The 16,376-nt window shown below is 52.2% G+C and carries 30 protein-coding genes; 2 read left to right on the top strand and 28 right to left on the bottom strand.

What is annotated here, in order from left to right; all coding sequences use genetic code 11:
• Position 1: 1 nt before the first annotated feature.
• Positions 2 to 637 carry a hypothetical protein gene (locus NE584_RS00960; RefSeq protein ID WP_256181389.1) on the top strand — a complete coding sequence of 212 codons (636 nt, stop codon included), beginning with the start codon at positions 2 to 4 and terminating at the stop codon, positions 635 to 637.
• 70 nt (positions 638 to 707) lie between these two features.
• Here NE584_RS00960 and NE584_RS00955 read toward each other — a convergent pair whose 3' ends face one another.
• The 25 genes from NE584_RS00955 to NE584_RS00835 all read right to left on the bottom strand — a co-directional run bounded on the left by NE584_RS00955 (position 708) and on the right by NE584_RS00835 (position 13,745).
• Positions 708 to 2,666: a hypothetical protein gene (locus NE584_RS00955; protein WP_256181388.1), complete on the bottom strand. Its 1,959-nt coding sequence runs from the start codon at positions 2,664 to 2,666 to the stop codon at positions 708 to 710.
• Positions 2,656 to 3,300: a hypothetical protein gene (locus NE584_RS00950; RefSeq protein WP_256181387.1), complete on the bottom strand. Its 645-nt coding sequence runs from the start codon at positions 3,298 to 3,300 to the stop codon at positions 2,656 to 2,658. The genes NE584_RS00955 and NE584_RS00950 overlap by 11 nt, the downstream gene beginning before the upstream one ends.
• 478 nt (positions 3,301 to 3,778) lie before the next feature.
• Positions 3,779 to 4,204, bottom strand: coding sequence for a hypothetical protein (locus tag NE584_RS00945; protein WP_256181386.1), 426 nt, complete (start codon positions 4,202 to 4,204; stop codon positions 3,779 to 3,781).
• A 1-nt stretch (position 4,205) separates the two neighbouring features.
• Entirely contained in the window at positions 4,206 to 4,436 is a 231-nt protein-coding gene (locus NE584_RS00940) for a hypothetical protein (RefSeq protein WP_256181385.1), read from the bottom strand.
• Positions 4,423 to 4,626, bottom strand: coding sequence for a hypothetical protein (locus tag NE584_RS00935; protein ID WP_256181384.1), 204 nt, complete (start codon positions 4,624 to 4,626; stop codon positions 4,423 to 4,425). Before NE584_RS00935 ends, NE584_RS00940 begins: the two co-directional genes overlap by 14 nt.
• Positions 4,623 to 4,979 (bottom strand): hypothetical protein, encoded by a 357-nt coding sequence (locus NE584_RS00930; protein ID WP_256181383.1) that lies wholly within the window; start codon positions 4,977 to 4,979, stop codon positions 4,623 to 4,625. The genes NE584_RS00935 and NE584_RS00930 overlap by 4 nt, the downstream gene beginning before the upstream one ends.
• The gene (locus NE584_RS00925) at positions 4,976 to 5,566 is read right to left on the bottom strand and encodes a hypothetical protein (RefSeq protein ID WP_256181382.1); all 591 of its coding nucleotides are present in this window, start codon (positions 5,564 to 5,566) and stop codon (positions 4,976 to 4,978) included. The genes NE584_RS00930 and NE584_RS00925 overlap by 4 nt, the downstream gene beginning before the upstream one ends.
• 14 nt (positions 5,567 to 5,580) lie before the next feature.
• Positions 5,581 to 7,191 (bottom strand): hypothetical protein, encoded by a 1,611-nt coding sequence (locus tag NE584_RS00920; protein ID WP_256181381.1) that lies wholly within the window; start codon positions 7,189 to 7,191, stop codon positions 5,581 to 5,583.
• 38 nt (positions 7,192 to 7,229) lie between these two features.
• On the bottom strand, positions 7,230 to 7,679 hold the full coding sequence (locus tag NE584_RS00915) for an ASCH domain-containing protein (RefSeq protein ID WP_256181380.1): 450 nt from the start codon (positions 7,677 to 7,679) through the stop codon (positions 7,230 to 7,232).
• Positions 7,680 to 8,083: 404 nt separating this feature from the next.
• On the bottom strand, positions 8,084 to 8,359 hold the full coding sequence (locus tag NE584_RS00910; RefSeq protein ID WP_256181379.1) for a hypothetical protein: 276 nt from the start codon (positions 8,357 to 8,359) through the stop codon (positions 8,084 to 8,086).
• A gap of 4 nt (positions 8,360 to 8,363) precedes the next feature.
• Positions 8,364 to 8,882 (bottom strand): hypothetical protein, encoded by a 519-nt coding sequence (locus NE584_RS00905; protein ID WP_256181378.1) that lies wholly within the window; start codon positions 8,880 to 8,882, stop codon positions 8,364 to 8,366.
• Positions 8,866 to 9,522, bottom strand: coding sequence for an HD domain-containing protein (locus NE584_RS00900; RefSeq protein WP_256181376.1), 657 nt, complete (start codon positions 9,520 to 9,522; stop codon positions 8,866 to 8,868). The genes NE584_RS00905 and NE584_RS00900 overlap by 17 nt, the downstream gene beginning before the upstream one ends.
• A complete protein-coding gene (locus tag NE584_RS00895) occupies positions 9,519 to 9,788 on the bottom strand; it encodes a hypothetical protein (protein WP_256181375.1) in 270 nt (89 codons plus the stop codon). The genes NE584_RS00900 and NE584_RS00895 overlap by 4 nt, the downstream gene beginning before the upstream one ends.
• Complete coding sequence (locus NE584_RS00890; RefSeq protein WP_256181374.1) at positions 9,770 to 10,075, bottom strand: hypothetical protein; 306 nt, start codon at positions 10,073 to 10,075, stop codon at positions 9,770 to 9,772. Before NE584_RS00890 ends, NE584_RS00895 begins: the two co-directional genes overlap by 19 nt.
• A complete protein-coding gene (locus tag NE584_RS00885) occupies positions 10,072 to 10,425 on the bottom strand; it encodes a hypothetical protein (RefSeq protein ID WP_256181372.1) in 354 nt (117 codons plus the stop codon). The genes NE584_RS00890 and NE584_RS00885 overlap by 4 nt, the downstream gene beginning before the upstream one ends.
• A gap of 6 nt (positions 10,426 to 10,431) precedes the next feature.
• On the bottom strand, positions 10,432 to 10,854 hold the full coding sequence (locus NE584_RS00880; protein WP_256181371.1) for a hypothetical protein: 423 nt from the start codon (positions 10,852 to 10,854) through the stop codon (positions 10,432 to 10,434).
• Positions 10,851 to 11,132: a hypothetical protein gene (locus NE584_RS00875; protein WP_256181370.1), complete on the bottom strand. Its 282-nt coding sequence runs from the start codon at positions 11,130 to 11,132 to the stop codon at positions 10,851 to 10,853. The genes NE584_RS00880 and NE584_RS00875 overlap by 4 nt, the downstream gene beginning before the upstream one ends.
• A 17-nt stretch (positions 11,133 to 11,149) precedes the next feature.
• Complete coding sequence (locus NE584_RS00870) at positions 11,150 to 11,392, bottom strand: hypothetical protein (RefSeq protein WP_256181369.1); 243 nt, start codon at positions 11,390 to 11,392, stop codon at positions 11,150 to 11,152.
• Positions 11,352 to 11,783 carry a hypothetical protein gene (locus NE584_RS00865; protein ID WP_256181368.1) on the bottom strand — a complete coding sequence of 144 codons (432 nt, stop codon included), beginning with the start codon at positions 11,781 to 11,783 and terminating at the stop codon, positions 11,352 to 11,354. Before NE584_RS00865 ends, NE584_RS00870 begins: the two co-directional genes overlap by 41 nt.
• A gap of 61 nt (positions 11,784 to 11,844) precedes the next feature.
• Entirely contained in the window at positions 11,845 to 12,162 is a 318-nt protein-coding gene (locus NE584_RS00860; protein WP_256181367.1) for a hypothetical protein, read from the bottom strand.
• Complete coding sequence (locus NE584_RS00855) at positions 12,159 to 12,401, bottom strand: hypothetical protein (protein ID WP_256181366.1); 243 nt, start codon at positions 12,399 to 12,401, stop codon at positions 12,159 to 12,161. Before NE584_RS00855 ends, NE584_RS00860 begins: the two co-directional genes overlap by 4 nt.
• A gap of 16 nt (positions 12,402 to 12,417) precedes the next feature.
• Positions 12,418 to 12,735: a hypothetical protein gene (locus tag NE584_RS00850; RefSeq protein WP_256181365.1), complete on the bottom strand. Its 318-nt coding sequence runs from the start codon at positions 12,733 to 12,735 to the stop codon at positions 12,418 to 12,420.
• Positions 12,725 to 13,156, bottom strand: a complete 432-nt coding sequence (locus NE584_RS00845; RefSeq protein ID WP_256181364.1) for a hypothetical protein — start codon at positions 13,154 to 13,156, stop codon at positions 12,725 to 12,727. Before NE584_RS00845 ends, NE584_RS00850 begins: the two co-directional genes overlap by 11 nt.
• Positions 13,157 to 13,170: 14 nt before the next feature.
• Positions 13,171 to 13,407, bottom strand: a complete 237-nt coding sequence (locus tag NE584_RS00840; RefSeq protein WP_256181363.1) for a flagellar biosynthesis anti-sigma factor FlgM — start codon at positions 13,405 to 13,407, stop codon at positions 13,171 to 13,173.
• Positions 13,407 to 13,745: a hypothetical protein gene (locus tag NE584_RS00835; protein ID WP_256181362.1), complete on the bottom strand. Its 339-nt coding sequence runs from the start codon at positions 13,743 to 13,745 to the stop codon at positions 13,407 to 13,409. Before NE584_RS00835 ends, NE584_RS00840 begins: the two co-directional genes overlap by 1 nt.
• Positions 13,746 to 14,231: 486 nt before the next feature.
• Here NE584_RS00835 and NE584_RS00830 point away from each other — a divergent pair, with 486 nt between their 5' ends.
• Positions 14,232 to 14,531, top strand: a complete 300-nt coding sequence (locus tag NE584_RS00830; RefSeq protein WP_256181361.1) for a hypothetical protein — start codon at positions 14,232 to 14,234, stop codon at positions 14,529 to 14,531.
• 87 nt (positions 14,532 to 14,618) lie between these two features.
• Here NE584_RS00830 and NE584_RS00825 read toward each other — a convergent pair whose 3' ends face one another.
• The 3 genes from NE584_RS00825 to NE584_RS00815 all read right to left on the bottom strand — a co-directional run bounded on the left by NE584_RS00825 (position 14,619) and on the right by NE584_RS00815 (position 16,268).
• Positions 14,619 to 15,089, bottom strand: a complete 471-nt coding sequence (locus NE584_RS00825; RefSeq protein WP_256181359.1) for a retropepsin-like aspartic protease — start codon at positions 15,087 to 15,089, stop codon at positions 14,619 to 14,621.
• 84 nt (positions 15,090 to 15,173) lie between these two features.
• Complete coding sequence (locus NE584_RS00820) at positions 15,174 to 15,413, bottom strand: hypothetical protein (RefSeq protein ID WP_256181358.1); 240 nt, start codon at positions 15,411 to 15,413, stop codon at positions 15,174 to 15,176.
• A gap of 240 nt (positions 15,414 to 15,653) precedes the next feature.
• Positions 15,654 to 16,268 carry a hypothetical protein gene (locus tag NE584_RS00815; protein ID WP_256181357.1) on the bottom strand — a complete coding sequence of 205 codons (615 nt, stop codon included), beginning with the start codon at positions 16,266 to 16,268 and terminating at the stop codon, positions 15,654 to 15,656.
• Between the last annotated feature and the right edge of the window lie 108 nt (positions 16,269 to 16,376).

The raw sequence follows: 16,376 nt of genomic DNA, 5'->3' as shown, positions 1-16,376 counted from the left end.
CATGGATATGAAACACAAGGTCCTGAGTGGCGGCGAGCTTTTCGAGTTTGAAGGCTCCCCGCTTCCGGCATCCATCAAAGATTTCTGGGCGTGGTCGATGTCCAGGCTCATCGCAGACGGCCCCAGGGGCGACCTGGCCGAGTTCATCGTCAACACCGCTCTGGGCATGGACATGAGCGAACCGAAGCGTGGCTGGGGCGAGTGCGACATTCTGTATCCGCACGAAGGCAAAACTATTCACATCGAGGTCAAATGCTCCACACGCCTTCAGGCATGGGAGCGGCCCTCTCCCCCAAAGCCGGTGTTCTCCATCGCCAAAACGCTCAACTGCGACATCGAGGACACCGGAGACGGATACCGGTACATCGGCCGTGACGGTTCCCCGCCCATCCGGCGGTCCGACATCTATGTGTTCTGCCTTTTTTCCGAGCAGGACCGCAGCGTAGCAAATCCCATGGTGCTGGATCAGTGGCGCTTCTACATCGTCCTGACCCGGACCATCGACGATCAGCTTGGCGATCAGCGCAAGATTTCCCTGAAAGGGTTGGCCCGCATTGGCGCCGTAGAGTGCGATTACGGAGGTATCCGGTCAGCGGTAGACCGCATGGCCGACAACATCAAGGGCGCAGAGGCTTAGCCTCTGCGCCCTTGATGTTTTTTGTACCTATTCTCTTGTAACCTCCTGCTTGCACCGGAAGGAATATTTGTTATCCGGCCAGCTGATAAGTTATATTTATTCTACGGTCATAACTACCGGCATTTATAGGGGCAACATACAAATCTACAATATTATTCGCTGCGGAGGTGGCATTTCCAAAAGGATTTATTACGGCGGAATACCTCACGGCAGTAGCATCAGTTCCAAACGGAATAATAGAACCAGAGGCCGTTTCCTTAACGAACCTTACTGAATTTGTTGTGGATCTAACTCCCGAAAAATCTATGACAACCTCCAAATCCTGCGGCGACGTGCTGCTGTTCGGGCGCAATTCAAATGGCTTTAGGCCAAATGATTCAAGTGTGACAGATATAGATTTCTCGGTCGTGGTGGGGGTATATCTGTTAATGTGACCGTTAGACCAGCTTGCGTTGGAAGGAATCACACTAGCAAAAAAGTGATCGGGCAAAGTGATATAAGCTCCCAATTTTTTGAATGCTTCAGCAAAAGAACCAGAGCTGTCATACTGTTGAATTGCCCAGGTTATGGCGTTTTCAAGTTGGGTTTCTGACATATCCTTTGACCCAACAGAATTCAATCGTTCATATATCTTCCGAATGGTAGCGGAGCCTCCGTAAGCCACATCAATAGCCATCGGAAAAACACCGTTTCCGTACTTTGTATCTTGCATAGTGGTTTCCGGGCTAGAAAGATATTTCTCGAATTGTCCCTTTGCTCTGGTTATAGAACCAGAATATTTAGCGGCGAACCAAACTGCCGCAGCCTCCTTAAACCAACCATTTTGTTTAAAGTATGCATTTTGGACCGCGTGAAAATACTCATGAGCAACCGTTTCTTTATCCTGTGCAGATAGACCATTGAGATTATAAATTTTGATGTAACTCCATGAAGTGTTTGAACTATCATTGGAATGATAAGTTTCGCCATTCGCCTCACTATTAGTGTTAGAGGTAAGATAAACCTGAAGTGTCGAGTATCCGCTTTGATTTATCGGCGCGTTAAACCCTAAACTTGACGACTTATTTCTGAGTGTAGATAAATAATTGAGAGTATTCTGTGCAACTGTCTTAGTGACGGTGTCGTCATAATGAACTGTGAAATAGCTGTTGCTGACAGAATTCGGGTATTCAGCCTCAAGGTCTTCATCATCACTAAGTTCTTCAGGGGTCTGAATCAAATTTTCAATTTCTATTTTTAATGATGCCGGTGCAGTTTGATATTCATCCGACTCATAGAACTCAAGAATTTCACCTACGATGGGGGTGGAACAAATCGAACCGCTTGTTCCATCCTCGTATATCTCAATATACTTTTCAATTCGCTCTACTTCATCTATCGCCCCCACATCATAGAGCAGTTCGACCTTGCCAATAGCATCTAACTCTGGAAGATCAACATTGGAAGATACGTTGTACGAGATATCTCCATTTAGGTTTACAGTTCCGCTTATCTCAACGATATCATCGTTTCTGGGAAGCACCTGATAAGTTGGCTCAAACTCGTAGACGGCATATACTTCTTCGCCGTCAGCATTGAAGAGCATGATCTCTGGATATTTCAAGCTGTCGGCTACTATCTCTGCTTCATCCACAATAGATAGTGTAAAGATATCTGAAGTGATTTCAGGTGAGTACAGGCTGGTATGGTGGCTGATACCATAGCCATCAGGCAGAGAATCTACCTGTACCGTAATGGAAAAGACCGACGAGGGACGATCAAATGTAAAGATACCATTCTCATCTGGATAAACTGAAAAAGCATATTCCTCACTATATATGGTGTAAGATTCATCTGTTTCGATAGGAGTGGACTGATATACTTCAATTTCAATCTCGCCTAAGTTCAAAAGTTTAGGGCTCTCTGAATCCACGATAATCGTCCCGGTAAAAGTGGATTCACCCAAATCATCAACTGCATATGCGTTTGCAGAGAGCAGCAGGACGAGAGCAAGAATAACGCATGTAACACGTCTGATCTTATTCGTCATGGTTTTTTTCCTCCTTAACTTCGTTCACATATTGTTCTAATGCAGAGTAGACTGTCTCCTTGGAGTCTCCATTTTTGAAGTACCGGTGCCCCGCAGGCGGCAGCAAGTTCATGTCAAAGGCCATTACTTCATCGTCTGTCCTAGATACAATCTCTACAATGGGCTCTGCGTCAAACTGACCATCAATAATCGGAAGTAATTGCCATGTGCTTAATTCAAATATTTCTATACTGGAAGGGATATCAAGGACATCTTCTCCTTCAATATTTTGGGTGTAGCCAATATTATTTTCCCCTACTTCCTCAACAAACATCATACACTCTGGACTATCCTTAAATACTGTTGGAACGATTTCTCGTCCATACACAATCATAGAATCAACATCTTCAGACAAAGATCTCAGCGATTCAATGACAGATTCATCCAATCCCGCGATGTCGATCCATAGGAAAACAGTAGAATTGGGTTCTACCCATTCATCATTTCCGCATGTTGACGGTGCCCGAAAAAAGATGTGTTCGACTGTGCAATCCACGACGAGAAATTCATCGCCTTGGTAGCCCCCGTCATAGATGTAGTCAAAAACACGATTGACCGTTACATCGCAGATAGTAAACGCCGGATCGTACTTCAACAGATAGAGCTCACTGAGATAGGGAGAACGCGAAGAATCTGGTGATGGAGTGCTTACACTTCCTTCCGCATGACATCCACATAGTACAGTCAAACAAATTATGAGTTCAACTAAAATGGGCCAAATAGACATGCGACGCATTTTATTCCTCCAGGCACATGGGCGTGGTTCTTTAGTCTCCAATTTGGGTCCTATTTTTGCTTTTCTGCTGCGGCTGTGCAACTAGCCTTACTTGCCCATTGGCTTGCTCCTCTCTCTGCCCGCGTGGGTGTGGGCCAAAATCATTTATCCTTTGGCAACATAATATCAGGCTTGACAAGTTTTGTCAATTATTCCCATGAATAATTGTGTAATTTTACAAATAACTAGCAAATAAAGTTTATGTCAACTCTTGAAACAATTTGTTACGCTCAAAATGCCTTCTATCGGCCTATTATGGTAAAGGAGGTAACGGCCTCCTCCATCTTTACCAGCGGCGTCAGTAATCGCTTCCTGGCCCGAGTTGAAGTTGGCCGCCCTGGAACGCCTCATATAACGTCCGCTCGTTCCAATCAACCAGCTTCGGCAAGAACAGCTCGTCCATAGTGGCCTGCTCGGTCTCCACCAGAGCGATTTGCGCCGCAATCCAGTCTTTGACGTTTCTCCAGGCAATGCGCTCTGCCTGCGCTGGGTCGCACTTTGTCCGTTCCTTTGCCATTACAGACAACACGCCATCGGGCTTTGCCTCCAGTCGGAAGCCTCGTAACATACCGCAGCAGTCAAGGGCGAAGGTGACGGCAAGTACCTTGCCGTCATCTCCATAATCCATCATCACCTTCCTGGCGCCATGGGCTGCCAGAATCCCCTGGATCTCTCCCACAGTCTGAACCGCCGGGACCTTTGTGGTGTAATTCTTTATGGGCACCTCACTCAACCTCCTCCTTGCACCAGGAGGCAAAAGAGGCCAGGGACATGTTGTGCTGCTCTCCGGCGGTTCTGTTCTTCTTGTTTCCGTCTCGGACGATCTCGTACCTCATGTTCTCATCACACCCCTGCCCATCGTAGAGCTTGTACTGCGGCCCGATGTCAACGACCTTTCGGAGCCGCCCCTTTCCGTTGGAGTAGGTATGCCCGATCTTGATGTCAGACTTTTTCACTTAAACTACCCGCTTTCTCAATTTTCTTTTGGCATTGGGTGCAGAGCCGGGCATTGCCCGGTACTTCCTCAGAAATACCGGTGGGCGAAATCCACTTCCCGCAGAAAGTGGACCAGTATCCGCCCAAGCCGTTCCCGCTACCTTCCACAATAATATGGGCGATTTTCTTCTTTGTGGTGCCGTATTTCATAGCGCCTTCTCCTTGTCCATTCTTGCGGTACACTCAGGGCAATGCTTATATAGGCTGGCTTCTGCCTCTTCCTCGCTTGAGGTGAGCGGGATTTCAAACCCGCATACGCTGCACCGCTGGTACGGTGCCCAATGCTCAAAATGAATCTCCCAGCGGCCGTGCCGCTCCGGCTCTCCTACATCAGAGCCGGTGATTCTGAACGGCTCCATGTCCCCATTCCTGGGATTCAGACAGGCTCTCTCCGCTTCGTCCCGGCGGGCAAACAAGGCCCGGTGCCGATTGCTGGAAGCCCAATAGGTGTAGACCGGCTCCTTCGTATCAATCTTCCGAAGGCCCCAAAGCTCATGTCTCATGTTCCCGGTGCCTCCCTATCCAGAAACTGCACGGTTTCTGCCGGGCAGCTTACGATCCTGCCATCCTCCAGTTCGATAATGGCGGTGGTGAAGACCCCGGGGCCGCCGTCAAATTCCTCATAGTTATTGCCCCAGCAGTGGTATCTGCCGACTACGTCCACCGCTTCTCCCTTCTCGTAGACAACCGCTTTACATGGACGCAGCCCCTTCACCGGTTCGTCGTTTCTGGTCGGACCCTCCAGCCAGCTATGAAAATTCGTAATCTGATCCACCAGCTTTTCAGGGTGTCCATCAAATCGGATGGCTCGGTCGTCGATGTAGCAGATCGCCGGAGGCTTCTCCATCATCACGTCATCAACAATGATCCCGTTGTCCCGGAGAAAACGTCGGACAGCCCCCATTCCTTCGGCGGTTGAGCACCGGGTCGATACGACCACTACCCTATACCCGAGTTGGCGGAGTTTTGTAATTGCTTCCCCAATTCCGGGGACCGGCGGGTCGGGGATCTCTGCTGTACCTTTCCAGCCGGACGTGTAGCTGTGGATGACGCCGTCGAAATCAAATACAACAGTAGGCTTGTAGTCCATCTCTGATACCTCCCTCAATCCCAGCGGTCTAGCTTGTAGATGGTGGTGCCGATGTCCGTAGTCACCCGGAACTGGGCGTTCCAGTTTAGCCCCTTCTGGAGCCGGACGCCGCAGGCGGATGCCTCATCTGCACCGCCGAGCTTTTCACTTTTGGAGTACGCCTCGATGGTGGACCGCACCTCATGCAGCTCCGACTTCAACACCTCCGGGAACAGGGCGAGGCCGGTACTCCTACGGTCCCGGTCCTTTGCACCATTCAGGATGAAGATGACGCTTGCGCCTCTGTGCTCATATCCAGGCTGCCAGAGGTTCGGCTGCAAAGTGACTCCGGTGACCTCCACATAGCCACGCAACAGGTTCCATCTGGACGGGGTTGAGCCGCCAGAGTACACATACCAAGAGAAGGGGTTCCGGTTCTCCTCCGTATCCCACAGGATGATAGGAGGCGCCTCCTGGTCCTCGGCGGTCAAGATTGCCGTGTAGCATTCCTCCTTCCCGGGCACATAGAACTCGATCTTTCTGGCAGAGCCCAGAACCGTCCGCCGGAACTTCTCCCAGGTGATGGTCACGGTCGGCCCGCTCATTGCGTTCGGACTCTCCCGCTGCTGCTCCTTGGTGGCTACCCGGGCGAATACGCCAGCGGATACCCCTCCCGCCTTCTTGACCGGAATCGGTCTCCAAATCGTCTGGATCTCATCCAAGCGGGCATAGCGCCGCTTCAGAGAGTTGGCAATACCTAGCTTTTCGACGATCCTCTCCGCCTGGGCCACATTCCCGGCAGAAGGGGCGGCCTGCGGCCGCTGGTACTGGAGCGGATTCATCTTCTCGGCGAACTTTCGGCTTACGGTGTTGAAGTCATATCCGGCTGCTATGTCATCCAGCAGGGTCCCGATTACGTTGGAGGAGATATGGCAGAAGCCGACCGGTGCCGTGGCCGCCTTGTACCAGATGATGTTCCGGGTGGCCCGCTTCTCCTTCACCAACTGGAGCACTTCCAAGAACCACTCAGCCATGCCCAGCACATTCTCGCTCCGGTACAACGCCTCGGATCGCAGCAGGTTCACGGCGGTCTCCACGGTTTCGGTGCGGTACTTCCCGATTGCAGAGGCCAGGAGCCCATAGTCCTCAGCCTTCTCGGCGGCCTCCTGAAATGCGTTCTTCAGCCGCTTGCGGTGTACCATGGGCTCCGGGACCTTGACGGCCATGTGTTCCCAGCTTCCAGTCATCGGTGTTCCGAGCTGCCTTTCAGAAGTGATGAATACGCCGGTGACCGTAGCGGCACTCACCTTCCGCCGGATCTTTTTCACGGCCTCGGAGAAGAAGGCCGGGGCCTTTTCAGGCCACATCACCGGCGTCTGCTTTCCGGTCTTCTCGTCAATTTTGACCAGCCCACCATACCGGTTGACGAAATGCCGGCAGGCATTGCAGTTGTAGTGCTGGCGGGCCTCCTCCGGGATGCCATCCAGCAGCAGGCCGTACAGGTCCCCGGCGTTCGTGGTAAAGAGCGGGGCACTCCCGTCCTTTGTGCTCTTGTCGAACTCCTGGCGGATGCCGGCAAGCAGCTCTCCGTACCCGTCGTTCTCCCGCTGGGTGTCAACCTCATTCATTGAAATGATGTCTTTCATATCTAACCTCCATTTCCTCGGCGCATTGGCACCGGCTTTCATATTTCTTCTGGCTCCCAATCCCAAATGCCCTGCTTCCCTCTGGCGGGTATAGGCTTTTCAAACAGTAGCGGGTTAGAGAGAATCCATCCATATCGCCCCGGGGACCAGTTGCCAAACGCCCTTTCCCGGGGCGTATCCAGTGCATAGCCTTCCAGTTCCTCCAAGGGCAGGCAGTTCACCAGCGTTACCTTTCCGACAACCGCCCCATACGGTAGGTTCAGGATGTCGTTGTCGCCGTGCAGGCCAGCTTCGGCGAATATATCCATCTTCTTTCCGTCCATGCCCATAAAGAACATATCGGGGCGGAACTTACCGGCGTGAATCGCCAGGGGCCCCCGGTAGCCCGTCTTCCAACTTCGAGTTTCCACGCTCTTGAGCGGCCTTCCATTCTGATCCAAGGAGACAATCAGGCTGGCCCACGGTTGCCGAATCGTGATTGTCTTCATCGGCACTCTCCTCCTTCCATAACTTCTTTTTGACGCCGGTGGTCAGTCTCCCCAAGAAGGTTTCGTCAAGCCATCTTCGGCACGGGCTATCATGATACCGGTTCTCCCTGTCGGTCTTCCGAATCACAATGTCAGGGCCAACCAACCCATACTTTCCGCCCGGCAACTCGACAACCTGTGCCCCAGGCCAGAGCGAGTATGGGAGCTGCCCACTTGCTTCATACAGGCAGTTCATCCACGGCTTCCCTTCGGGCATCCCCTCCGTCAATATCTTTTGGCTGCGCCTGATGTCCTTGCAGCCCAGCCGTTCAAGAGAGACTATAAGCTGCTGGAGGAATATCGGGGTCCCATCACAGAGCGAGAACAGGTAGAGGCGCCCATTCTCGTCGATGTAGGGCTTGTACTCACTCATTTCTTTTAACCTCCAAGCGGACAGTAGCAATGATGTCATCAATCATTGTCGTCTGCCCGTACAGGACGGTCGGAAAAGCCTTGGTGTCCGACGGGAGGACCACAATCACTTTACTATCCTTGTCTCCGATGATGAGGTTGCCTTTGCATCCTCTCTGAATAATAGTAGCTCGGGGGAACATCCGCTTCAGGGCTACCGCATCCGTCAAATCATCGCTGTGGTGACATTTTTTGTCTCCCCTGTTCAATGGCTTCAATTTGATTTTCATACGCCTATCTCCTTTGCTCGTATCGGTAGTCATGGTCATCCAGACAGAACGGGTCTTTCACTCTTCCGTTGCATCTGGCCCAGATTGAGTTCTGGCTGATAAAGTTCTTCTGAGCCGCCTCCCTGGCCGAAGCGTAGATCGCTACCACCTGCCCGTTTCGATCAACCTTCTCCACCGCCCGCCGCCTGGATCTGCATGAGATGCGCCCGCACGCCTTTAATGGCAGGAACTTCAGGTTTTCCAGTTCGCAGTCGAGCTTGGCTCCATTTCGATGTACGATCCCGTATCCGGGCCGCCGGCCGCCCATAAAGGCATCGGCCATGAGCCAGACAAGAGGCACCTCGATTTTGCGGTTGTCCGTGCTTCGCATCTTCACCATGGCCCTGGAGCGTCCGCCTCCGATGTAGGGCTTCAGGGTGTACCAACTCCCGTCCTCAAGCTGCTTCTGGACGCATCCCTTCCGGTTTATGCGATACGGCCACCGGTATCCGCTGATGGCGACCCACTCATCCGTTCTTCCCATTCTGGTCCGCCTCATCGAGATAGGTGGCCTGGAGATCGGCGATATGAAGCATGACGGCGAGGCTGTACCGCTCAAAAGCCTTGCCTGCATTCTGCTTCTCCCCGTCTTGCCATGCCGCCATGTGGAAACGAATGGCCACAGCCTCCTCCCTGGTCAGCTTCATATAGGCAGAGGCGATGTAGACGCTCTTTTCGCCATGACCGTAAACGAAGTCCTCGTCAAACTTGTAGACCATGACAGTCTCCCAGATGAAATCGCCGAGGTCATCGTGCTTGACCTGCCACTTCTGGGCCTTCTTCACCTTTTCGGGATCGTAGGTCTTCTGGTTCTTCGGCTCCTGCTTGTAGCATCCGACTTTACAGATGTCGTGGAGCAGACCGCAAATGGCAATCTTCTCCTCGTCCTCGTCGGACAGGATGACGGGCCCGTCGGTGTCCCTGGCGAGCTCGTTACTGTAAAGCTCCCGCAGCCGCTCATAGACGTGGACGCTGTGCTTCACCAAGCCGCCCGGCTCCGAAAGATGGAAGCGGGTCGAGGCCGGTGCCGTAAAGAAGTCGGACTTCTCCAGCCAGGCCAGAAGCGCATCTGCCCCGGGGCGCTTGATGTGGTCATTGAAAATCTCGATAAACTGATCTTTCATTTTTCTGTGCCTCCTGTATCAATCATTTTCTGTTCCGCCTCGTCCAGGCGGTAAATCAAATCTTCCACGATGCGCTCGAACTGATTTCCCTGGCGCCAGACATCTGGGTCGATCTCCCAGGGCATCAGTTTTACGCAGATGATGAAATCTCCTCTCCTCGCCCTCAAAGTCATCACTTGTCGTTCCTCGAAACTCATGGTGAGCTCGGCGCCCGCCTTTGATGCCTTCAGGACGATAGCTTTTAGGTCTACTCCAATTCCGGCCATTCGATAAACTCCCCTTCCTCGTTCAAATCTTCATCTGTGCCGCCGATACAGAGGGCTTCTTCGTTCCCGTTGAAGTCTACGCCCCGAAGCTCCACGCACGGGTTCATCCAGCAGCCGTCAAGGAATACGTCAACGGCTCGGTCGGCATCGTGCTCGACCTGGATGGTGGGCTCCCCCTGCTCCCGCTGCCAGCTTGTCTCATCGGCGCAGATCACGAAATGGTCATAGCCAAGGCCAGCGATCCGGCTTACAGCCTCCTCGGCGCTGTTGATGGGCGTGTACCTCATTCTGCTCCCTCCTGCTTTCCGAACATTTCTTCTGCGATACGGCCATACTCCCGGAAGATAGCGTCAAAAGCTGCCTCCCAGGCAGCACCATGCTCGCTCTCGATACCGACGACCACATGGGCCAGTTCGTGCGCTAGGACCTCCACGGCATTTGATACCCGGAGGTTGGCATCTACCGCTACAAGGATGGAGCCGTCCTCACAGAATTCAGTGAAGCCGTAGCCCTGCTCAGACAGCTCATCATCCTCAATCCCCGGTTGCCACTGTACCTCGCAGTCCTTACCTGGGTACAGGTTCTTAAATGCCTGCCACACCATCGCAAACGGGTCATTTACAAACGGACTTTCCATTTTCGGTCACGCCTTTCCTTGTTTTGATAACGGGAACGGTTCCCCGCAGATCATGCAGAATCTCGCCCCGGGCAGGTGCTCGGTGTTGTGGCAGACGGGGCATACATACCGCTTCCGCTCCCCCTGTGCCGCTCGGCGCTCAATGCAGGCCGGACACATACACTCTTCAGCCACGATGGCCTCGACCGTGTCCTCATCGTTGCAGGCAAACCGGTCAATGTTGTAAATCCAGCCGTGGCTCCTTGCAATGCGGTCGCTACGCCTCCACCAGCCTCTGGCAATCATCCCTTCGACGCTGCCGCTCTCGTCGATGTTCGGGTGTACGCTGACGCCGAGACCGGTCCTATGGTCTTCGGCCCAGGCGATCCCGGTCACGGCATCCCGGAACAGCTCCACCCCAGGTTCGATTTCACGGATAAACTGGCTCATTTTCTACCCTTCCCTTCATTCATCATCCAGTGGCGCCACTTCTCTGATTTTTTGAGCCGGATGGCGGGGTCCGGCGTTTCACATACAGTGAACAGGTCTCGCAGGGCGTCGGCCATTTCAACGCTTTGCTTTACGACCATCCTTTGGAGCCGTTCAACTTCGCAGGTAAGACCCTGCATGGTCCTCTCCCTACAAGCAGTCCTGTTTCTGCTCGGGCAATCGTTGCAGTCTTTCAGGTCGCAGCACTTCGCAGAGTAAATTAAATCCTGGACATTCATCGAATTCTCCTCTCAGATCAAAATCCGTTCCAGATTTGCTTCCCACAGTATTCAAAGCACTCAGCATCGTTACAGTCCTCGTCGGTCAGGTCCATGAGCCGCTTCCGGCACCGGCTGATGAACAGGTCGCTGTCCATGGGTGGCTTCGGGTTCTTGTCCCGCAGCAGCTCATCAGATGCAGGGCCGATGACTGCATCCCGGCGCCACAGGAAAGAATTTTCAATGGAAGGCTCCTCCGTTCTCCATTGCCAAATCGACAATGCCTTTCTTGAGTTCGTCCAAGCCATCAAGGACCTGCCCTATCGTTCCCTCGATACTTCCATATCCGTCGTCGTCAACAGAACAGGCAATCCAGCGTGGGTATGCCGGCGGAGTGTACTCATGGGCGCTGGCATCCGCATTGAAGACGGCCTCCCGGACAGCGGCCAGTTCCACGTCGCTCGATACAAAGTACCACTCCCACGCGAAATCCGGGTCAATCCATTGCGGAGAGTAGGTGAAGTGCGGCAGCTTTGCCACAATAAACTTGGAGTTCCTTTCAGCGCAGTCCTGCTCATATTGCCTGCAATCCTGCGCCGTTTGAAACTCCGTCCCGTCATCAGCGACGAATATCCGCTTCTCGACCTCGATCTTTTCTACCCTTTCGGTCATTTCAGCACCTCCATTTTCCTAAAGATTATCTTTTGTTGCCGATTGGTAATTTCCGGGCAAATTAAAATCTCCTGTCCTGCCGGAGATATTGCTGTATTGTCGGCATTCTGTTTTTCCAGAGATTCAGGTATCCATCTCGTATCAGCGGCGACGCCCCATAATGCTTCTCGAACAGGCCGACAACCGCATTGTACTTATCATTCAGCTCCCGCAGAACAGACACTGCCGCCCGGTCCGTATTGACATTTCTGGCCTTGAGCATATTCTTGGACTCATCGTTCAACTCCAAAACGAACTGATTGATGGCTGCCTGCACTCTTTTCTCGTCACCGCAGGTCATCTCTTGCCGGTGCTTCTCAAAATACTGTCTGGCTTTCATCTCGTTTTCCCCTTTCGTCTTGCTCGGCACCGTGCCCACCGCTCCCGGCGCTCCTCTTCGTATAGGTGGGCGATCTCCGCATCATCCTCATACTCAGGCAGGCTTTCAAGCCATTTCTGGAGAAATGGGATGTGCGGAAATACGAAATCGGCAATCAAGCAGCCGGCCCCCAGTATCACTAGAAACACGCACAGGATCGCCAGGTTGATAACCAGGTCAGCCATGAATTCAGGATTCATACGGTTCTTCCCTCCCTCAAAGCAGATATGGAAGTTCGTATTTAACGAAGTTAGCTTCCATTTCCGCCGCCTCAGCGTCCAGATCCACGCTCCAGGCAGCAAGGTATTCGTCCCGGGCGGCCTTGTTGCTCCAGTTGTCCTTGTGTAGCCCAGCAGTATCCATGACCATGTATCCATCGGTGTCAATCTCATAGATGCGGGAATTGTGGGTTTTCTCCCACTCCTTTTCAAGTGCAATGTCTTCGGCTTCGGCCTTGAATATGTACTCGACCACACTATGGTCGAAATCGTAGCGGAACAGCTTCCCGTCCAGTTTATAGGGCTTACTCTTCATCCTCATAGCCTTCCTCATCATATTCGTAATCGGTGTTGATTTCGACCATGCGCCCGTCAGGCAGGCTCACGGTGAACAGCCCATTTTCGGCGATGAACTCCGCCTCTCCGGGCATCTTGAAGATTTCGCCGAGCCGGCCGCCCTGCGGCTCCTTCTCTCTGGATACCAACTCCAGGGGAACCAAACCGATCACACCCGCATCGACGGGGAACTCGGCCCCATCGCTTCCGAGGTAGCGACCGTCTCCGTATGCTGTTCCTGCGACGGCCACCTCAAGTCCCGTGTCTGGGTCCTTAAATGTGCCGTCTACAAATCCATGCTGGTCTCCCCAGACTCCATGATAGAGCCGGTCATCAAGGACATAGCAGATGTCTCCAATGTAGAATCCAATGTCGGAACGTATCTTTACTGACACATTCATCTTCGTATCCCCCTTCACCAAGTAAAATCAGCTTCGCAGAGGCAGCCGATCCAGTAGGACGGACCGGGGTTGTGCCGGTACACGCCGCTTTCGAGCCTCTGCTTCACTTCCTCGATCTTGGACTCCCGCTCCTCCGGGTGCTCCTTGAAAAACTTTCTGGCATCCTGGCGGCCACGCTCATAGGCGTCACCGTCGAAAGCCTCTCCCATGATGGCCCGGAGGGCAAATGCACTCATCTTCGCAGTGTTCATTACTTTTCCTCCCAACTCCCAGTGAACTGATTGGCCTCAAAGATTTCAGCTTCGGTCATCGGCCTCGACAGGTAGTAGAAAATCTGGGGGCCGCCATCCAGGTTATCCCGGTCAGCTACTCTCACGGTCACCTCTACGGTGTGCCTGAAGTTGTTCCGGCGGATCTCGCAACTCTGGCCAGATCTCACAATTTTCACGGTCAGTTCAAAAAGTTCCTCCGCCTGACGTTCGTTCAGGTCAGTTTCTTCGCTATGAAATCTCCAGGAATTCACGAAGTTCTTTTTCGCCACATATCCGAGAGCTTTCAGTTTCTCGACCGTTACTTCTGATCTTTTCATATCGCTCTTCCTTTCGGTTATGGTATTTAATTACCGTAACTTAACTATACATTACCAACTGGCAAAGTCAAGATAATTTTCTTTATTTTTAGAAAAATTTTTACTTATAAACGGTTTAGGTGATTATGCTCGTAGAAGCCCTTAGAATCAGTTTTGGCGGGTTTTACGCTCGAAGGTATAAGTATATCTGGAGTTTCTAAAAAGCCCGTGAGAACATTTTGTAAAATGCAGACTTTGAGAATTGGGCATTATGTATATTGATTTTCCCTGCGGTGTTGTTCCCAAAGACAGAGATGCTTGACTCTGGCATTTTGGTATGCTAAAATCTGTTTCAGCCCTGCTTCATGCGATTTCCGTATTTAATGAGAGCTCCCTGCTTAACCGCCGGAGCCAAAAAATATTGCAGGGCAAAGCACCCATGAAAGTGGGTGCTTTTTTATTGACAATACAGAGCCATTCCTGTATGATACGGGGCAGGTGATGAATATGTTCAAGAAAAAACCAGAAAAAGCGGATTATAAACTCTTATGTCACTTCCTCAGAGGCTCCGCAGCCGCTTTCTCCCTGTTCGCACTTGAAAGCGAGGGAGAGTTCATGGCTCTGGCTGCCAAGTTTGAAGCGAATCAGGCCACGGACGACGACCGCAAACTGGTCCTTAGAATCCTTCAGGATGCAGTTACGCACTTCAGGCAGTCGCCGGACTCTGATGAAAAGCCTTTCGGACTGCTGGAGGCTGGTCTCCTGATCCAGCAGATGGAGCTGGAGCTGAGAGGCGAATTTATCTGATATCAGGCGCATCACAACTGAATTTCTCGACGAAATGCGAAAACACCCCCACTCAGCCGTTCGGCTAAGTGGGGGTGTTTTGGAGTCTTATCTTTTTTTGGCCTTCCGCTTTCCGTTTCCTTTTCCATGCGGAGTCCCAATTTTGTTTTTCATCACAAGCTGATTGACAAAGTCAATGGAGCCCACCGAAGGGCAGCGGTATGTAAAGATCGTCCTCCCGTTGTGATTCGTGACGGCAAAATCACCCCGGCCGATGATGTCCATACCGACCAACATCCCTATCGGCTCTCCTCCGGCGGTCTGTGAGCCGATTTCAGAGTCAATCACGATGATCCCTTCAAAATTCACATTGTTTGGGAGCATCGTGTCCACACAAAAGGTGTCTACTTCTTTACTGCCCGTCGGAGTTGCTACTATTTGCTTCCCAATCGGTACGAGTTTCAGGTCCTCCGCAACGCTATGGGAGATGGCACTCATTGTAGCTCCAGTATCCCAAAGAGCACGGACCGTAACCTTTTGTCCGTTTGCCGAGATGCAAACTTCGTTGTGCAGCTGCATCAGCAGCCCATCCGATCTCGTCGAAAATGCATGACAAGGGTCCATATCCTACCCTCTCTCTTTCGTATTTGCTGCGCCGTAAGCCTACGGGGCGATAACCTGCGAATTCGCAAAATAGTTGGTGTATCCAGATTCATCGCCATTACACAGCTGGACAATGAAACTCCCGACGGGATGTTCCTTTGAGACCTCCGAGATGGCATCTTTGGGGCTATCATATGCCCCCAATACTGCCTTGTCCTTTATGGCGAGGTAGCAACACCCATACTTTTTGAACAACTCATCGTAGTTTTCGATAAACCACTTGAAGTCTTCGTCCTGCACTTTCCGCACCTCCTCGCATACAATATATGCGCTTCTCGGATTCCTATCCCTTCAGGAGCAGATCCTGTGCTTAGATTTTATAGCATCCCGCCCAGGTTTGCAAGTAGCTGGAAAATAAAAATTCCCCCTACCCAGGGCAACGCCTGGATAGGGGGCATATATACCGTCATTCAGTTTTCTGGGCTGGCGAGGGGGCGCCAACCCCTGCATGACGGGCGTATCGGGCGGAGGCAGACCCGTTTACGCTTTGCTCAGGATGGTCGTGATGATTGCCTGGGCGATGTCCTTCTTCTGGGTCAGGCCATCAATATTGGCGCCGCACTCCTCCGCCTTTTTCTTCAGCTCGGCGGCGCTCATTCCCATAAGCTCGCTGATCTGGATGGCGTAGGCGGGGTCAACGCCGGTTCTGCTTTCGACTACCACAGTCTCTGGGGAATCGGCGGCAGCAGAGCCGGTAACCGCTGTCAGCGTAATTTTCTGGCTCCGCACCTCGGCCTCGATTTTGCTTGTCAGGTAGTCATTCAGATTGCCATAGATCTCTTCAAGGGTGCTCTGTGCAGTTTCGGACAGAAGAGACACGGCCTTATCAAGCGATTTTTGCAGGGCCTCTTTCTGGGCGTCCGCATCAAATAAGCCGTCTTTCTTCAGGGCATCAACGAAGGTCTGGCTGGTGTAAGTAACTGCCGTAGTTACGGCATCGGTCACCTGCTCCAGCAGGTTCTTCAGCTCAACACTGTCGGTCTCTGCCGCAATCTGACCGGATTTCTGATTCAGAAAGCGAATCAGGAACGAGGCGCAGACCGTGATGGCCGCAATGATGACGGCCTGGAGTAGCTGGGCTAGGAATTCAGACATAGTACACCTCTTTCTTCAAAATCAGTGGACCTCGTGCTTTTCACAGTGGAACGGGCAGGACGAGCACTGCGTTTCATCACAGTGCTTCTCCCCGTCCTATCTGGCAAG

Origin of the sequence: Clostridium sp. DFI.5.61, assembly GCF_024462915.1 — a bacterium.
GTDB classification, from domain to species: domain Bacteria; phylum Bacillota; class Clostridia; order Oscillospirales; family Oscillospiraceae; genus Lawsonibacter; species Lawsonibacter asaccharolyticus.
This window is presented reverse-complemented; position numbering and strand designations above follow the sequence as displayed.

Excerpts from the sequence above, each read along its gene's own strand:
- NE584_RS00960 (WP_256181389.1), top strand. The coding sequence starts at position 2 with ATGGATATGAAACACAAGGTCCTGAGTGGCGGCGAGCTTTTCGAGTTT.
- NE584_RS00955 (WP_256181388.1), bottom strand. The coding sequence starts at position 2,666 with ATGACGAATAAGATCAGACGTGTTACATGCGTTATTCTTGCTCTCGTC.
- NE584_RS00935 (WP_256181384.1), bottom strand. The coding sequence starts at position 4,626 with ATGAAATACGGCACCACAAAGAAGAAAATCGCCCATATTATTGTGGAA.
- NE584_RS00930 (WP_256181383.1), bottom strand. The coding sequence starts at position 4,979 with ATGAGACATGAGCTTTGGGGCCTTCGGAAGATTGATACGAAGGAGCCG.
- NE584_RS00925 (WP_256181382.1), bottom strand. The coding sequence starts at position 5,566 with ATGGACTACAAGCCTACTGTTGTATTTGATTTCGACGGCGTCATCCAC.
- NE584_RS00920 (WP_256181381.1), bottom strand. The coding sequence starts at position 7,191 with ATGAAAGACATCATTTCAATGAATGAGGTTGACACCCAGCGGGAGAAC.
- NE584_RS00915 (WP_256181380.1), bottom strand. The coding sequence starts at position 7,679 with ATGAAGACAATCACGATTCGGCAACCGTGGGCCAGCCTGATTGTCTCC.
- NE584_RS00910 (WP_256181379.1), bottom strand. The coding sequence starts at position 8,359 with ATGAAAATCAAATTGAAGCCATTGAACAGGGGAGACAAAAAATGTCAC.
- NE584_RS00905 (WP_256181378.1), bottom strand. The coding sequence starts at position 8,882 with ATGGGAAGAACGGATGAGTGGGTCGCCATCAGCGGATACCGGTGGCCG.
- NE584_RS00900 (WP_256181376.1), bottom strand. The coding sequence starts at position 9,522 with ATGAAAGATCAGTTTATCGAGATTTTCAATGACCACATCAAGCGCCCC.
- NE584_RS00895 (WP_256181375.1), bottom strand. The coding sequence starts at position 9,788 with ATGGCCGGAATTGGAGTAGACCTAAAAGCTATCGTCCTGAAGGCATCA.
- NE584_RS00890 (WP_256181374.1), bottom strand. The coding sequence starts at position 10,075 with ATGAGGTACACGCCCATCAACAGCGCCGAGGAGGCTGTAAGCCGGATC.
- NE584_RS00885 (WP_256181372.1), bottom strand. The coding sequence starts at position 10,425 with ATGGAAAGTCCGTTTGTAAATGACCCGTTTGCGATGGTGTGGCAGGCA.
- NE584_RS00880 (WP_256181371.1), bottom strand. The coding sequence starts at position 10,854 with ATGAGCCAGTTTATCCGTGAAATCGAACCTGGGGTGGAGCTGTTCCGG.
- NE584_RS00875 (WP_256181370.1), bottom strand. The coding sequence starts at position 11,132 with ATGAATGTCCAGGATTTAATTTACTCTGCGAAGTGCTGCGACCTGAAA.
- NE584_RS00865 (WP_256181368.1), bottom strand. The coding sequence starts at position 11,783 with ATGACCGAAAGGGTAGAAAAGATCGAGGTCGAGAAGCGGATATTCGTC.
- NE584_RS00860 (WP_256181367.1), bottom strand. The coding sequence starts at position 12,162 with ATGAAAGCCAGACAGTATTTTGAGAAGCACCGGCAAGAGATGACCTGC.
- NE584_RS00855 (WP_256181366.1), bottom strand. The coding sequence starts at position 12,401 with ATGAATCCTGAATTCATGGCTGACCTGGTTATCAACCTGGCGATCCTG.
- NE584_RS00850 (WP_256181365.1), bottom strand. The coding sequence starts at position 12,735 with ATGAAGAGTAAGCCCTATAAACTGGACGGGAAGCTGTTCCGCTACGAT.
- NE584_RS00845 (WP_256181364.1), bottom strand. The coding sequence starts at position 13,156 with ATGAATGTGTCAGTAAAGATACGTTCCGACATTGGATTCTACATTGGA.
- NE584_RS00840 (WP_256181363.1), bottom strand. The coding sequence starts at position 13,407 with ATGAACACTGCGAAGATGAGTGCATTTGCCCTCCGGGCCATCATGGGA.
- NE584_RS00835 (WP_256181362.1), bottom strand. The coding sequence starts at position 13,745 with ATGAAAAGATCAGAAGTAACGGTCGAGAAACTGAAAGCTCTCGGATAT.
- NE584_RS00830 (WP_256181361.1), top strand. The coding sequence starts at position 14,232 with ATGTTCAAGAAAAAACCAGAAAAAGCGGATTATAAACTCTTATGTCAC.
- NE584_RS00825 (WP_256181359.1), bottom strand. The coding sequence starts at position 15,089 with ATGCAGCTGCACAACGAAGTTTGCATCTCGGCAAACGGACAAAAGGTT.
- NE584_RS00815 (WP_256181357.1), bottom strand. The coding sequence starts at position 16,268 with ATGTCTGAATTCCTAGCCCAGCTACTCCAGGCCGTCATCATTGCGGCC.